This window comes from Bartonella sp. CL435QHHD (genome assembly GCF_042195095.1).
Taxonomy (GTDB): Bacteria; Pseudomonadota; Alphaproteobacteria; order Rhizobiales; family Rhizobiaceae; genus Bartonella.
On the sequence record NZ_JBHINS010000083.1, the window covers coordinates 1 to 16,370 of the forward strand.

12 protein-coding genes are annotated in these 16,370 nt (G+C 37.1%); 7 read left to right on the forward strand and 5 right to left on the reverse strand.

Annotated elements, in window-relative coordinates:
• The coding region (locus ACFILH_RS08205; RefSeq protein WP_375667641.1) for a pertactin-like passenger domain-containing protein at window positions 1–4,773 on the reverse strand (4,773 nt) is incomplete at its 3' end.
• 572 nt (window positions 4,774–5,345) lie between these two features.
• On the opposite strand from ACFILH_RS08205, the gene ACFILH_RS08210 reads away from it, so the two are divergent.
• Window positions 5,346–6,635, forward strand: coding sequence for an MFS transporter (locus ACFILH_RS08210; RefSeq protein WP_273791063.1), 1,290 nt, complete (start codon window positions 5,346–5,348; stop codon window positions 6,633–6,635).
• On the opposite strand, the gene ACFILH_RS08215 is transcribed toward ACFILH_RS08210, so the two are convergent.
• From ACFILH_RS08215 to ACFILH_RS08225, 3 genes are read right to left on the reverse strand one after another with little or no spacing between them, the layout of a single operon-like run.
• Window positions 6,632–6,895 carry a hypothetical protein gene (locus tag ACFILH_RS08215; RefSeq protein ID WP_273791119.1) on the reverse strand — a complete coding sequence of 88 codons (264 nt, stop codon included), beginning with the start codon at window positions 6,893–6,895 and terminating at the stop codon, window positions 6,632–6,634. The genes ACFILH_RS08210 and ACFILH_RS08215 overlap by 4 nt on opposite strands.
• Window positions 6,885–7,064 (reverse strand): hypothetical protein, encoded by a 180-nt coding sequence (locus ACFILH_RS08220; protein ID WP_375630745.1) that lies wholly within the window; start codon window positions 7,062–7,064, stop codon window positions 6,885–6,887. The genes ACFILH_RS08215 and ACFILH_RS08220 overlap by 11 nt, the downstream gene beginning before the upstream one ends.
• Window positions 7,064–7,510: a DNA polymerase III subunit chi gene (locus ACFILH_RS08225; RefSeq protein ID WP_273791065.1), complete on the reverse strand. Its 447-nt coding sequence runs from the start codon at window positions 7,508–7,510 to the stop codon at window positions 7,064–7,066. The genes ACFILH_RS08220 and ACFILH_RS08225 overlap by 1 nt, the downstream gene beginning before the upstream one ends.
• Window positions 7,511–7,907: 397 nt before the next feature.
• Here ACFILH_RS08225 and lptF point away from each other — a divergent pair, with 397 nt between their 5' ends.
• From lptF to rsmA, 6 genes are all read left to right on the forward strand, one after another.
• Window positions 7,908–9,098, forward strand: a complete 1,191-nt coding sequence (gene lptF / locus ACFILH_RS08230) for an LPS export ABC transporter permease LptF (RefSeq protein WP_375630747.1) — start codon at window positions 7,908–7,910, stop codon at window positions 9,096–9,098.
• Window positions 9,095–10,186: an LPS export ABC transporter permease LptG gene (gene lptG, locus ACFILH_RS08235; RefSeq protein WP_375612925.1), complete on the forward strand. Its 1,092-nt coding sequence runs from the start codon at window positions 9,095–9,097 to the stop codon at window positions 10,184–10,186. Before lptF ends, lptG begins: the two co-directional genes overlap by 4 nt.
• A complete protein-coding gene (locus tag ACFILH_RS08240) occupies window positions 10,187–12,547 on the forward strand; it encodes an LPS-assembly protein LptD (protein ID WP_375630751.1) in 2,361 nt (786 codons plus the stop codon).
• A 109-nt stretch (window positions 12,548–12,656) separates the two neighbouring features.
• Window positions 12,657–13,613 (forward strand): SurA N-terminal domain-containing protein, encoded by a 957-nt coding sequence (locus tag ACFILH_RS08245; RefSeq protein ID WP_375612927.1) that lies wholly within the window; start codon window positions 12,657–12,659, stop codon window positions 13,611–13,613.
• Complete coding sequence (gene pdxA / locus ACFILH_RS08250) at window positions 13,613–14,626, forward strand: 4-hydroxythreonine-4-phosphate dehydrogenase PdxA (RefSeq protein WP_375630753.1); 1,014 nt, start codon at window positions 13,613–13,615, stop codon at window positions 14,624–14,626. The genes ACFILH_RS08245 and pdxA overlap by 1 nt, the downstream gene beginning before the upstream one ends.
• A complete protein-coding gene (gene rsmA, locus ACFILH_RS08255) occupies window positions 14,617–15,447 on the forward strand; it encodes a 16S rRNA (adenine(1518)-N(6)/adenine(1519)-N(6))-dimethyltransferase RsmA (protein WP_375630755.1) in 831 nt (276 codons plus the stop codon). The genes pdxA and rsmA overlap by 10 nt, the downstream gene beginning before the upstream one ends.
• Before the next feature lie 29 nt (window positions 15,448–15,476).
• On the opposite strand, the gene gmk is transcribed toward rsmA, so the two are convergent.
• Window positions 15,477–16,154: a guanylate kinase gene (gene gmk / locus ACFILH_RS08260; protein WP_375657717.1), complete on the reverse strand. Its 678-nt coding sequence runs from the start codon at window positions 16,152–16,154 to the stop codon at window positions 15,477–15,479.
• Window positions 16,155–16,370 lie beyond the last annotated feature (216 nt).

Here is a 16,370-nt window from a genome sequence, read left to right on the forward strand (position 1 = left end):
TATATGCTCTGTCGCAATACTCTCTTTAGATTTAATCGCATAGGTCCATAAAGCTGCATTCTTTTTACTTTTATCTAGAATCCCTCTTCCCGCACGCACTGTTTGCATTTCGTTGTGAAACACCATCGCTGGAGCTACAGACATAGACAATACTGCATCTGTAGAGGGCGTAGTCAAAAAGTGAGAAACTGAAAGCGTCTCACTCAATTGTGGAGAAGGTTGTTCTTTATGAACTGGACGCACAATCATCTGATCGGCTAAAGAGTGAGAAGATTCTGAAACAGCAGTTTGTTGCTCTTCAGCAGAAAGAGGATGAGAACTCGCTGGACCTGAGACTTCAATAACGTGACTTCCAAGAGAGGAAACAGTTGAAGAAACAAAAACTGGAGATCTTTGACTCAAGTTTTGGCGGTTTTTTCTTCGACGTGGCAATTTAATAACATGTGCTTGTGGTGCTGCAATCGTTGAAAGAGAAGAAACTGATTGATTTTGATTTAAATGCCGCACAGATCTGCTTCTACTACGTGGTAAACTGTTGAGAAATGAAACATTATCAATAAATACTGCAGATAAATACCAAACTTTTTCACCCCCATCCTCATCAATTCTCTGTTTTAAACCATACGTATAGGTTCCGCCATCAATAGTTTTAACATTTGCACCAGAAAAGCTTCTCAGGGTAAAATGTGCGCCACCACTTTGATCAAAAATTAAATCAAGTCCTGCTGAAGAAGGATCAACAATTTCAATACCAGAATCTACGACACTTATTGTATGAAAACCACTCCCATTCTCAATAAAGAGGTAATCACCTTTTTCTTCTGCAAGGCTAACATTAAAGTTAAAATGTAGACTCCCTGCTAGATTATCAATGTAAAGCTGAGAGTAATATAAATCATCTTCAAAAGAGGTAAAAATGACTTTTCCTACACCGCTTAACTGCTGAATGCGTGTACTTTTGTCGTCAAACCCACGAGCAACGGAGTATAATTGAGCGTCTTCTCCATTTAATTCAATGTTTTCTACTATAGTTTGTTGACCATCGTCTCCAGCATCAAGATGGAGCCCACCAAAATCCTGAACTTTTATTTCTCCTCCTAATATTGCACCAGGAGAAATCCATGAATTAGCATTACCTTCAATCGTTAGATTCTTTACAATTCCACCTGCATAGACTTCTTGAACACCACCAGTGCGTAAAATGACTGTATTTGCTTCACCTCCTGCTAAAACACGCTGCACACCCTCTGAAAAGATTTCAGCATTTACAGCTAAACCGCCGGCTTTTTCTGCAAAGTTATCATCATTAGGAAACCACTTAGCAAGAGTTTGTACTCCTCCACTCATCACTTTTGTTCCCACAGCCATCCCATCATCATATACATTCTGCTGTCCCGGCGTATCACCTTGACCATAAAGTGTCGTGTTATAAGCACTGCTCCCCACAATTCCACCATTTACATAACCATTTCCGAAAACAAGCTGCTCCCCACCATAAACTTCAACTCTCAATGCAGAGCCTCCCCCCTCCACTTTTTGTTTTCCACCCTCGTAAATAATCGTAGATTCTGAGACCCCCTGTTCCCCTACAATCTCAGTACCACCATTTTCAATGGTTGTATTTTTACTGAAACCACCAGCTTCAACATAAAGTCTTCCTGATCCCTGAATTGTATTATTAATAGACTTCTTAAGAACACCTTGCTCTCCATCATCAGAGACATAAACTACGTTATCATCACCGAGCAAAGAGCTTTGTAGAATTCCTCCTCCTTCCCCAATGCTGTAATGAATTACATCAGAGATACTAAAATCTTTTGACGATGTCATATTTTCTTCTTTTTCAGGAAGCTTATCTATAGGCGACTCCACATGAGGTGAAGGAATTACAGGAGCAGAAGTTATTTGTGATGTAGCCAAAGACCAAGTCTTTCCCCCATTATCATCTTTTGTCTTTAAGCCATATATGTAGGCTCCACCATCAATCGTACTCGTCTCTTCACCAGAAAAATCTGTCAGAGTAAAATGCGCATTTCCGCTTTGAACATGAATTAAATCAAGCTCCAAAACTAAATTCTGATCTTGTAGAGGAGAATTGGTCATTTCAACACCAGAATCGATAACACTTATGGTGTGATTACCTGATCCTTGTTTTATCAGAAGATAATCACCGCGCTGTTCTGCAAAATTAGTATGCAACCTAAAATGTAAACTCCCTGAAAGATCATTGATCTCAAGTTTAGAGTAATGTGGATTAAACACGGTAGAAGTAAAAATAACACGACCATTCCCACTCAGATTCTCAATCAAAGAACTTTCACCATCTATATTAGAGGCAATCGCGTACAATTTTGTATCTCTGCCATTTAAGACAATTTTTTCTACTTCAGTACGAGATCGCTCAGCACCAGCATAAAGATAAATCCGTCCAGAATCATGAATCATAGTGCTTCCTTCTAATGTTGCACCAAAATGTAACCACGATTGTGCTTGATCTTTAATTATTAAATCCTTTACATAGCCTCCTAAATCTATTGCTTGGAAAGCATTCCCTTGTAAAAGAACGCCAATCGCGATTCCCCCCGCTAAAATGTGTTGCTCTCCACCAGAAAAGACCTTCGTATCAAATGCAAAACTGCTATAATCGTTTAGATCCTCTTCTACATAAAGATTTTGTATCCCTCCTTCCATGATCTTTGTGTTAAAAACCTCTCCATCATCGTACACATTCTGGTATCCTAGCACTCCATTTTTACCAGAAACGATAGTGTCATAGGCACTGCTTCTTACCATCTCACCTTTGATATCAGACTTTCCTGAAACAAACTGCTCACCACCGTAAATTTTAGCCCCTTCAGCTTTTCCCCCATCTTCAACCTTTTGTTGCCCACCTTTATGAACAATAGTATCCTGTGAAAGACCCTGTGTTTTAATAAGCTCAGTGCCACCTCTTTGAATTGTCGTATACAAGCTAAAACCACCGCTATAAACGGAAAGCTTTCCACCATCTTTAACTGTATTACTAATTGAAGTTTCTCCATTGCTATCAACTTCCTTGCTACTCGTGTCAAAGCTAGGATCTGCAATAGAAACAGTTGTTCCTTGATCAATTGTGAGTTCTGTAAGTAAATCACTTGATGAACCAGTATATGGTTTCAATACACTATCAAAAACTTGAGAAGTTGTCTCATCAATGGTGTGGTTTGCATCTAAGTACCAAACTTTACCAGTACCCTTATTGTTTCTATGTTTCAAACTGTACCGATAGGTTCCGGCATCAATAGTTCCGATTTTTTCACCAAAAGTGTTTGTCAGAGTAAAATGGGCATTTCCGCTGCGATCAGTAATTAATTTAAGCTTTTTGTAAGAAGAATTTGTAATTTCACGCCCAGAATCAGCCACACTTATTGTGTGAGAACCAGAGCCCCTTTTTTTAATCACAAGATAATCACTAAGCTGCTTGGCAAAATTGACATTAAAATCGAAATGTAAAGAACCTGAAAGATCATCAATATTAAGTTGAGAATAGAGCTTATTCGTCCCTAAAGACGTAAAAATAACTCTGCCACTTCCTTTTAAATTCTTAACATTAATCTCAGGTTTTTTGCCGTTATCTTCAGACGCAATAATGTATAGTTTGCTATCTTCTCCATTTAAATTAAGATTTTCTACTTCCGTAACAGCTTCACCATTCCCAGCATAAAGATAAAGACTACCAAAATCATGAACATTTGTATTTTCACCTAATATCGCACCAGCAAAACCCCATGACCTTGCTTGATGATTAATAGTTAGATTATCCGCATATCCAGAATCATATATATTCTGAATAGCTCTATCGTATAAAGTAACTTCACTCGCATTCCCTCCTGCAAAGATATTCTGCATACCATTTTTAAAAAGTTCGCTACTCAGTGCAAAAGCCCCCTCATTAATTGTAAAATCTTCATCTTCTGTATCGGCTGTATCAGCATCTTCTGAGAAGCCGTTATGAAAATTCTCTTCACCATAAAGATTCTGGACACCGCCTCTCATAATCTTTGTGTCAACAGCCATCCCCCCACTATAGACACTTTGTAGTCCTAGTATTCCATCTTCAGCATAAATTTCGGTGTTATAAGCACTACTTGCCTTATCTTTACGCAACAAACCAGATCCAAGACTTCCCTTACCAAAAATAATCTGCTCGCCACCATAAATTTTAGTACCTTCTGCATTTGCACCACTCTCAACAATTTGTTTACCCCCTTTTTTAACAGCGGCATATTCTGAAATGCTCAAGTTTTGGACAAACTCAATCCCACCATGCTCAATTGTCGTATCCCTGCTAACACTTGCTGCATCAATGTAAAGTTTTCCACCCTCCTGAACCGTATTATTGATAGAATATCCAGCGTCTTCATAATTAAAGCTATTTACTTTTTTACCAGAGTCCTCAGAATCACGGTCAGTAATATAAACGGCAATATCATCATAAATTATTGAATTTGTGAGTACTTCAAAGAATAGGTTTTCTAATCTCTTCCTCCCCTCTTCTGAAGGATTACTTCCTTCTGCTCTCTGTTTATTCTCTATCCTTTTTGATCCCCCCTTTTTTTCTTTTAATCCCCTTACTTCCGATAACAACTTTCTTGTCTCTTCTAGATGTTCACTGATACTTACTGGTGTTAATAACTTTTCTCTTGGTGTAGCTACTCCATCTGCACTCGCAATCTTGACAAAAAAACCACTGGTCATTAATGCATAAAAACTTAATTTCATTTTGCGGTGCATTATTCACACTCCATAATTTCAAATTTAAATTCCCCCATTTAGAAAAAAGTGCATAGACAAAAACAACACAACGTAATTGCTCAACCTCATGTCTTTTAAGATAGCAAAGCATACGATGGATTAAGCTCTGATAGACGAAATATACACCTTGTGCTTTAAAATGCATACACAACTAAAAGATTTAATTTATTTTAGATACACTTTAAAAGTGTTGCAATTGCATCCATAAAAAATATTTTTAATATTTTGAGACACTAAATACTGATCTACGAATAAGATTGATCCCTTAATAGATAAAAATGGCATTAAACTTTAAAGGAAACAGCAATGTGAATGAGAGCTGCGTTTATAGCCACCTATTGCCATCTTCTACAGCATTTAAAGCAGCGTCTTTATTTTATTCATTTTGGATAATATCTAGAGCACTTATTCATACTCATCAGTCCATAATCATTGTTCTAATATATAACGAAGTGTCATAATATTGACTCGACACTGATTTGAAATTTCTATACTTATAGTCAGTTAACTCGTTATTTGATTTGTCATATACTGAAAGGGACATTCTATTCATGTCTATAAACTCAGAAATGAAAGCTACAAGCAACAGAAACTCCCCTCGTCGAATTTTATTTGCAAGCCTTATTGGACCAACAATTGAATTCTTCGATTTCTATGTCTTTGGCACTGCCGCAGCTCTTATATTTCCTCATGTGTTTTTTCCAACACAAAATGATCAGACTGCCATTTTACAATCTTTCCTCATATTTGGAGCAGCCTTTTTTGCCCGCCCTTTTGGATCAGTTGTTTTTGGACATTTTGGGGATAAAATTGGAAGAAAAGCAACACTTATTGCTTCTCTTCTCACAATGGGTCTTTCAACAGTCATTATTGGTTTTCTTCCTACTTATGAAATAGCAGGGTGGTTTGCCCCTTTCCTCTTAACCTTGTGCCGTATTGGACAGGGAATGGGATTAGGAGGAGAATGGGGAGGCGCTGTTTTACTCGCAACAGAAAATGCCCCTCCAGAAAAGCGCGGCTGGTATGCGATGTTCCCCCAATTAGGCGTTTCAATAGGTTTGTTTTTATCTATTGCTGTTTATTTAGCTCTGTTGCATTTCCTTGATCGTGCGGAACTTTTAGCTTGGGGATGGCGTATTCCTTTTATTGCTTCAGTTGTTTTTATGATTATAGGATTATGGGTCCGTCTTTCAATTAATGAAACTGTTCAATTCAAAAAAACTCTTGAAAGTAAAGAACATGTCAAAGTTCCTATCATAGATGTCTTTTTAAAATGTCCACGAATCCTATTTCTTGGAGTATTTTCTGGTATGGCAACTTTTGTTTTGTTTTACTTGGTTACTACATATTTGTTAAGCTATTCAACAAACCATCTGCAATTGCCATTTCATCAAGCTCTTCAAATCGAAATTGTCGGTGCTATTTTTTGTGGGATTTTTACTGTCATCACTGGAAAACTCGCTGACCGTATTAGACGTAGAACTTTGATGATTTGGATTACAATCATCACCGGTATTTATTCTTTCGCAATTCCTTATTTCTTAAATTCTGGAGTTATAGGAGTCCTTGCAATGTCTGTTATTGGTTTGTCTCTCATGGGAATGATATACAGTCCTCTTGGTGCTGTTTTGGCTTCACCATACCCAACAGCAATCCGATATACCGGTTCTTCTATCACTTTCAATTTATCTGCTATCATAGGAGCTTCTCTCGCGCCTTATATTGCAGAATATCTGGTGCAACATTTCGATACATCTTATATCGGTTATTATTTGCTTCTTGCTTCTTTTATTTCACTGATTTGCTTCGTCGGATTTACAGATGATGAAATATCCAACTAAAATATAATAACGAAGAATAAAATAAGGACTGGCGGCAAAAATGCTGCCAGTTTTGTTTTTAAAGACAGGGGTTGAGGTATTTTCCACCACAATATTCCCGCAAACAATGCACTCAAAAAGAAAAATAAAAAATCTGCAATATTACTCATATAAGCAACAGCAAACATTTTTGATAAGATATGCGTTGTCCCCAACCACGACACGCAAAAGAAGGACAACATCACAGCCCATAAAATAAGCAAAATTCGATCAATAATCATCATCATGGCGTTTCGTTTTTTTAATTATAGGCCATATCTTTAGCATGCCTAAAAGAAAAATCACAATAAAAACCCAACGCCCTCCCCCTGAACCTTCCGTAATAAAAAGTGCTGGATTTACTATTCCCAGCAATCCTATAAAAATCAGAGCAATAGATACGAGACGCATTAAACCTGTTTTTCCCAGCGACGATCTTCAGTCTGTTGCCAATACGTTAAATTATGATTTTCCATTTTATATTTTTTCCACTGTGCACGAACGAGATTCAACTGCTCTTCACTTCTACCATCAAATATCACGACAAGCCGTTGATAAGCATCAATATCCGAACAAACAGCTCCCTCTATGAGAAAACGAACCTTTGAATCATTCGGATTTTCTTGTCCTGTCGTCAGAAATACAGGCTGAAAGTTTGAATATTGATCACACTCCGTTCCATGTCCAATAAATGATTCATCAGCATAAACCCATAAATGTATATCTATAGAATCGCGTTGTTCTTTACTCACACATTGTATTGTTACTTTACCAAAACGAGCCAATGCACGCTCCACAAGCGTCGGCAAAATATCCTTCAGCGTTGACTGCGTCAAATGATAGAATAAAATATCCAATCTCTTAAGCCTTCATCATTCTTTATAAAAAAGCTAACATCTTTTTAAAAAAACTTCTATATCTCTAATACAAAGGAAACGGTTCAAGATATAAACCCTCTTTTTTGATGGAGATGCATCATCTTTTTGCACGTGTCTTTAAAAGACAATAATTTTTATTTTCAACGTTAATAAAAAAGTTTTTTAAGTTATTTTCTAGATTCTTTGTAGACTATAGTTGAAAATAAAATATAATGTACGGAAAATTTAAAGAGGACCTCATAGGCAATTTTATATTATTTATTTGGTAAAAATATCCAATTCATGAAAGGATATTTTTTCAAACTTTATTACATTTTAACCGAAAGCAGTAAAAATATTTGCTATCGAATTAAAGACTGAGGATTTTCCCCAATTTATGCGTATTATTGAGTTCTACATCCTGAAACGTGTCCTTGTTTTGTTTAGTTCTGTCATGATTGCAGCAGTGGGCGTTAGTTGGACTATACAAATTCTTGCACGGATAAACTTTCTCACAACAAGTAAACAAACACTCCTCACAGTCTTACAATTTTCACTTTCATTGGTTCCTTCTGTTATTTTTCTTGTCATTCCATTTGCATTAGTGATCGCAGTTACAACCATCCTCTCAGCAATGCATCAAGACTCAGAATTTGCTGTCATCAATGCCTCTGGTTTTCCTAAAAGTACTGTTTGGAAACCTATCCTTCTTCTTGCTATTGTTGCATCCTGTATCTCCTTTTCTATAGCTAATTTTGTTGTTCCTCAAGCGCGTCTTCATATGCGACAAATGCTAGCAAGCGCTCATTTTGATCTTATTAATCTATTCATTAGTGAAGGGAGCTTTCAAAAACTCGCCAATAACCTTTACATAGAAATTGGCGAACGAAATCCAAACGGAACACTTGAACGCCTTTTCATTGCCGACCAGCGTGATCCTAAGACTGATCTTTTTTATTATGCAACAGACGCATCCATTGTGAGCAATAAAAACGGCAGTTTTCTGGTTCTCAATAACGGTGAAATAGAAAGAGTCAATCATCAAAATAACAGTGTTTCAATCGTGCAATTTAGCTCATATACTTTTAGCCTAGGAGAGTTTATCCCCAGTGATAAAACACCTACTCTTTATCCAAAAGATCAGTCTCTTTCTTATTTACAAAACCCTGACCCAAAAGATCCCTACTATCAACGAAAACCACTCCAATATAAAGCTGAATTTCACCGCAGATTAACACAATGGCTCTACCCTATTGTTTTTTCACTTATTGCATTAGCAGCGGCAGGAGATGTACGCTCCCATCGACAAGCTCGTCATTCCGCAAATCTCTCGGCAATTGCCCTTTCTTTTCTGGTGTATTGGATAGGATATTTTTTCGCAGAAAAATCAAAAAGCGATCTTGCATACGTTCCTCTCCTTTATATTATACCCATAGGAACAAGTGCATTTGTCTTTTTTATGCTTTTAACGAATCATAAAATTGGGCTTCCCACAAAAGTTAATGAGATACTTCAAATCGCTTTTCAAAAAATAATGAACAAATTTGAACAGCGAAAATCTCAAGATTCCTCGGATAAAATATCATGATTGGGTGGACACTTGGACGATATTTTTTTATACGGTATCTTAAAATAACTTGTTATTTCTGGGGAAGCATTTTTGTTCTTGCTCTTTTAATCGATTTCACAGAGAATTCCGGTAGGCTATCTTCCCTTCCGCATTATACAGCAAAAGATGCATTTTTCCTCTCTGCTTTACGCATCCCTTTTATCATGCAACAACTTATCCCTTTCATTGCACTCTTTTCTGCAATGGCAACGCTTATCTCGCTCAACAAAAAACTTGAACTTGTAGTGACTCGTTCAATCGGTGTTTCTGCATGGCAATTTCTTATGCCAGCTTGTTTTGGAGCTTTTCTTTTGGGATTATTTTCAATTCTTCTCATTAATCCACTTGCTGCATGGGGATTTTCTCAAGCAGAAAAAAAGATGACTGAATGGCGCAATCACAATGTACTAACACCTCTTCACAATACAAGTATCCACTGGTTAACACAACGTACAAATTTAGGCAGAACAACCATTGGCGCCAAATCTATCACCGATCAAGGACTTTCTCTTCTCGATGCAACCTTTGTACAATACAATGACAACGCAACCGTCAAAAATTGGATTAACGCCCCAAAAGCAACCTTGACTAATGGATTTTGGCTATTAACAAATGGAACAATCTATAAAATAGGGCATCCTCCTGAAAAATTTACCGTGTTGCAAATAAAAACCAATCTAAAACCTGAATTTTTAACGGAACGTTTAGTGAATCCCGCAACTATTCCATTTTACCAATTGCCAAAAAAAATTATGATTGCACGTTCATTTGGCTATTCTGCTAATAATTTTGATATGTATTTTCAATCTTTGATTGCATTACCGGCATTGCTTGTGGCAATGACCCTCATTGCAGCAACTGTATCTTTAAATTTTACACGTTTTGGGCAATCTAGAATGTTGATTCTTGGTGGCGTAATAGCTGGGTTTATGCTTTATGTTATTTCCGTACTTGTTCAAGCTTTTGGTAATGCTGGATATATTCCACCAATTATTGCAGCTTGGACACCCGTTGTTATTGCGTTATTCTTAGGAATCTCTTTTTTACTTCATAAAGAGGATGGCTAAGTGAAAGCATTAACACTTAAAAAAACTATTTTAACAAAATTAAGTGCTCTCGCTTTTAAAAGTGTTATAGGGGTTATTTTAGGAAGTGCTTTGTCTTATTGTGCGCACGCTCAAAGCCTTCTATCTCCTTCTCAAAGTCGCATTCAAAATCCGGAACCTCCTCTTTTGCTCTCTGCGGATGAACTCATCTACAATCGTGATGAAAACACTGTTTCTGCACACGGTAATGTTCAAATCGAATATGATGGCAATAAAGTTGTCGCTCAAAAAATTATTTACAATCAAAAAACAGGACGGCTTATAGCACAAGGGAACGTTGAAATTACTCAAAAGGATGGTAATAAAATTTATTCCAACCAAATTGATATGACCAAAGATCTTGGCGAGGGTTTTGTAAACGCCTTACGTATTGATACAGCCAACAATGTTCACTTTTCAGCCCAAAATGCTACACGCAAACACAACCACATAACAGTCTTTGAAAATGCAACCTATACAGCCTGTGAACCTTGCTCTTATAAACCAGATCGAGACGTCCTATGGAAAATTAAAGCAAGAAAGATCATATGGAATAATAGCATCAAAAAAATTCGGTTTGAAAATAGCAGTTTTGAAGTTTTTGGTGTACCGATTATAAAATTTCCAAATTTTGAGATCTATGATCCAACTGTTAGGCGTGCTAGCGGTCTGCTTACTCCTCATTTTTTTTATACTGATTATCTCGGTATGGGGATAAAGAATTCTTATTTCTGGAATCTCGCCCCCCATTATGATTTTACCCTTTCTTCTACGGTTTATACCCAACAAGGGCTTTTAACCGAAGGGGAATGGCGTCAGCGTTTAAAAACGGGACGTTATAACATTCGCTTTGCTCATATATATCAAATGAAACCGCATAGATTTGATAATGATACGATTGATGCCCAACATAAAAACCGTTATATGCTGGCGACAAAGGGGGATTTTCGTATTAATTCACACTGGACTTATGGATGGGATATTCTTGCACAATCAGATCGGCATTTTAGTCGTGCCTATAAACTTGAAAACTATAACAATCCTACACAACTTTCTCAGATCTATCTGAATGGTCTTGCAGGAAAAAATTATTTTGATATGCGTTTTTATCATTTTAAAGTTCAAGATTCAATATTGAATGATCCTCATTATGAACGTCACTCTCGGCAAGCGTGGGTCTTACCACGCATCGATTATTTTTTCACACCAGATGAACCCATTTATAATGGAGAGCTTACCTTCCATAGTAATATGCAATCAGTTTATCGTCGCCATGCTGACTTCAGTTCACCCGACCAGAACGGAAACCCTCTCAACACAGTAAAACTTTCTGGTATGGCTGGAAATAGTTTGCGTTTAACAAACGAGCTTCAGTGGAAAAAGCGCTTCAACACGCACAACGGACTCATCTTAACCCCTCTTCTCTCTCTACGAGCTGATATCATTACAACCAATGCAAGAGAAAATCACACAGATTCTATAGAAAACAATGCCTTATCCGCAATTCATGGTTCAGCAATTCGTGGCATGGCAACAGCAGGGTTGGAACTACGCTATCCCTTCCTCATTACAGCTGATCATTCTACACATATTATAGAACCAACTGCACAAATTTTTATACGCAATAATGAACAATATATTGGACAAATTCCTAATGAAGATGCTCAAAGCTTTGTCTTTGATGCAACCACTCTCTTTCAACGAGACAAATTTTCTGGTTATGATCGTGTAGAAGGTGGTACAAGAGCCAATATAGGTATAAGATATTCTGGAAGCCTTAATGATAATTGGTCTCTTTATGGTCTCATTGGACAATCCTTTCATCTAGCAGGAAAGAATTCTTTTGCAGAAAAGGACTTTATCAATGTCGGTACTCATTCTAGCTTAGAGGCAAAACGTTCAGACTATGTTGCAATGTTTGGTACAACCCATAAAAGTGGTTTTTCCTTAGAAACGCGTGGACGCTTTGACAAAAAAACAGGAAAAATCCGCCGTAGTGAAATCGAAGCATCACAAAAATGGCAAAATTTTTGGGCAGCTCTACAATATGCCTATATCGCAAAGCAACCAGATTATGAATATTCTCAAGAGCGCCAAGAAATTTCTTTTCAAACAGGACTTAAATTGGCAGATTATTGGTCCATTAATAGCAACGCCGGTTATGATTTAGTATCTGGTACATTTATAAAGCGAGGAATTAGCTTGAGTTATATGGATGAATGTTTCGGGTTAACATTCGGTTATCAACAGGTAACGAATCCAGGCAGGAAAGCACCCTTGCAAAACTTTAATTTCTCTCTTTCATTGCGTACGATTGCAGATATCGGAAAAAAGATAGATTAATTTATAAAGGGAATGTATCAGTCATTTAACTTATCATTGTTTTTATGAAAGAAAGCGTGTATTTTAAGTTGTTGATGAGAATTAATAAACAATGCGAAAGCCTATTTACATGAATAAATTGAAAAAGCGTTTTCTTGCTTTATTTTATATTGCGTCTTTGAGCGTAAGTAGCCTGTTAATAAATGGATTTTTGATTCCGACAGTCTTTGCGCAGACTTCTATTGTTGTTACAGTTAATGGCAACCCCATCACAAATTATGATATACAAAGACGCCTTGCTTTTCTCAGATTACAACAAAAGCAAGGCAATTTGGTGGCACAGGCTAAAAAAGAGCTTATTGACGAAAAGCTAAAAAATATTGAAATAAAACGTCTTAATATTGAAGTAAGCAATGATGAAGTTGATAGAGCTTTTGAGAATTTTGCGACACAAAATAATATGACGATTGATCAGCTCAACCAGATTCTGATCCAAACTGAGATCACAGTGCAACACTTTAAAGATTACATCCGTGGACAAATAGGATGGGGGCGTCTTGTTAGCGCACGCTATCAAGCTGAAACAGGTATGATTAGCGAACAAGAAGCTGTACGCAGAATATTAAAAAATGGTGGTGTAAAACCTTCAACCAACGAATATACATTACAGCGAATTGTTTTTGTCATTCCTGCACATCGTCGTTCAGAGATCTTTGAAAGACGTCAAAGAGAAGCAAGTAATTTTCGCGCACATTTCCGTGGATGTGCCAATGCTCACAATCAAGCAAGAGGTATTTTAGACGTTACTATCCGCCACTTAGGAAAGTTTCTGGAGCCACAACTTCCTAATGCATGGGAACAAGCTATTCTTGAAACGCCTGCTGGAAAAATGACAAAATTACAAGAGACATCTGATGGAATTGAAGCAATTGCTGTCTGCAAAATAAAAAGAGTTTCTGATGATTATGTCGCTCGACTGATATTTTCTCTTCAAGATAGTAAAAAAAGAAGCCCGCAAAAACTTGAAGAATTAAGCGACAAATATTTAGGAGAACTGCGGCGAGTGGCACGCATTCAAAATTCATAATGGCTGCTCTTATTGTTAGTGGTGGTGATCCTGCCGGTATTGGTCCTGAAATAGTATTAAAAGCGTGGAATTTGCGTGTTACGCGCCAAATTCCACCTTTTGTACTTCTTGCTGATCCAGATGTTATTCGTTCGCGCGCTCGTTTTTTACAGATTGATGTTGAGGTGCAATCTGTTTTAATCAATAATCCTGCAAAAAATTTTCAAAACGCTCTTCCTATCATCCCGTTAAAAAACAAACAAAGTGATCAATTAGGTATACCTTCATCGAATAATGCCGCTGGAATTATTGAAGCAATTAAACGCTGTGTTCAATTGATTCAAAATGGCCATGCATGTGCACTTATCACTTGTCCTATTGCAAAAAAGAATCTTTATGATGCCGGTTTTCAATTTCCAGGTCATACAGAATTTTTAGCTGATTTAGCCCATAAAGCTTTTCATAAATACTATCATCCAGTTATGATGTTAGCAGGACCTCGATTAAAAACAGTACCAATAACTGTTCATATTCCATTTAAAAATGTTCCTTCACAGCTTACCCGTGATTTAATTATTCAAACGGTACTTATTACTGAATGTGACTTAAAAACACGGTTTAAAATAACGTCACCCCGACTAGCTGTTGCTGGTCTTAATCCTCATGCTGGAGAAGGAGGTGCAATGGGCAAAGAAGATATTGAAGTTATCACTCCTGCTATTGAATATCTTAAAAAGAAAGGACTCAATATTGCAGGCCCGCTACCTGCCGACACAATGTTCCATGAATGTGCAAGAAAGGCATATGACGTTGCCATTTGTATGTATCATGATCAAGCCCTTATCCCTGTTAAGACATTAGACTTTGACAGCACTGTTAATGTCACGTTAGGTCTACCTTTTATTCGCACGTCTCCAGATCACGGAACTGCTTTTGACATTGCTGATAAAGGGATAGCCTCTCCCGAAAGCTTTATTGCTGCTCTTAAACTTGCAAATCAACTTGCAAAAAATAGTTTAATACCATGCCAATAGATAATCTCCCTCCTCTGCGTGAGGTCATTGATATATATGGATTGCAAGCGCATAAATCTTTGGGGCAGAATTTTCTTTTTGATCTTAATTTAACATCTAAAATTGCTCATCAAGCAGGCAATATAGAAGGAAAACCTGTTCTTGAAATTGGTCCTGGTCCTGGAGGTCTCACACGTGCCTTGCTAGCAAAGGGTGCCATTGTAACAGCAATAGAACGCGATGAGCGCTGCATACCGGCTCTCTTAGAAATAGAAAAACACTACCCTAAAAAATTAAAAGTTATTTGTAATGATGCACTAAAGCAAGACTTCTCAAAACTCTTTGAAACAAGCCCAGAAAAACCTCGTATTATTGCAAATCTTCCCTATAATATTGGGACAAAACTCTTATTAAATTGGCTTTTGACTGAACCATGGCCTCCTTTTTATGAATCAATGACATTGATGTTTCAACGTGAAGTTGCCAAACGGATTACAGCTAAACCTCAATCTACTCATTATGGACGTCTTAGTGTCTTAACTGGCTGGCGTACTACTGCTAAAATTGCTTTCGATGTACCCCCTCAAGCCTTCATACCAATACCTAAAGTAACGTCTTCCGTTGTTCATATTATTCCACGAACACAACCTCTTGCCTGCTCTGCACAAAAACTAAGCCTTGTCACAAAAACCGCCTTTGGGCAAAGACGAAAAATGCTTCGTCAAAATCTCAAAACACTTGGAGGTGAAGTGCTATTAGAAAAAGCTGGAATTGATGGAATGCGCCGTGCTGAAACGCTCTCGGTTTCTGAATTTGTAACTTTAGCGCATCTAGTGCTCTAAAAAATGCACTTTGTGTTATGAAACCTTTTTTAATCACAACATTTATCGATTTTTTCAGCAATAAGCCCATCAACAAAAGAGCCAAGATAAGAACAACGCTCACGTTTTACGGTTTCAGCTAAATAAATTGATTTAATAAAAGATAAAGACTGATCTAAATCTTTGTTAATCACAACATAATCATAAGAACGCCAATGCTTTAACTCCGTTCGTGCATTTTCCAATCGCAAATTGATGATATCTTGACTATCTTCTGCTCGACGATGTAAACGCGAAACAAGCTCTTTCATTGATGGTGGAAGGATAAAAACAGATACAGTGTCTCCTAGCATCTTTTTTTGCAGCTGCTCGGTACCTTGATAATCAATATCAAATAACATATCATGGCCAGCATTCAATGCGTTTTCAACAGTTTCACGCAAAGTGCCATAATAATTTCCGTGAACTTCTGCCCATTCAATAAATTCATCTCTATCACGCTTATATTCAAACTCTTCCTTTGAAATAAAGTGATAATGTAGCCCATCTACTTCACTAGGACGCCTTTTCCTTGTGGTCATACTTACGGAAAGCTCTAATTGTCCATCTTTTAGAAGTAATCGAGAAATTGTTGATTTACCAGCACCTGAAGGTGAAGAGAGAATAAATAAAAAACCGCGGCGTTGATTTATTTTTATAGCACTCAATTTACTTTCAAAGACTGTCATTACATCACTCTACTTTGTTCATAAATGTTTCTCCAAAATTTGAATTATACATTATCTCAACCTCTCCCCTAATCAATGTGTTTTCTTAGCAATTCTCAATGTTATTTTGCTCTTTTTTGAGATAAGGTATTAGCAGTATATTCACTTCTTTCTTAAATATTTTTATCCATACGCCAATCCCACTTGTGACAGACAAGAAAATGATTTTTTATCATT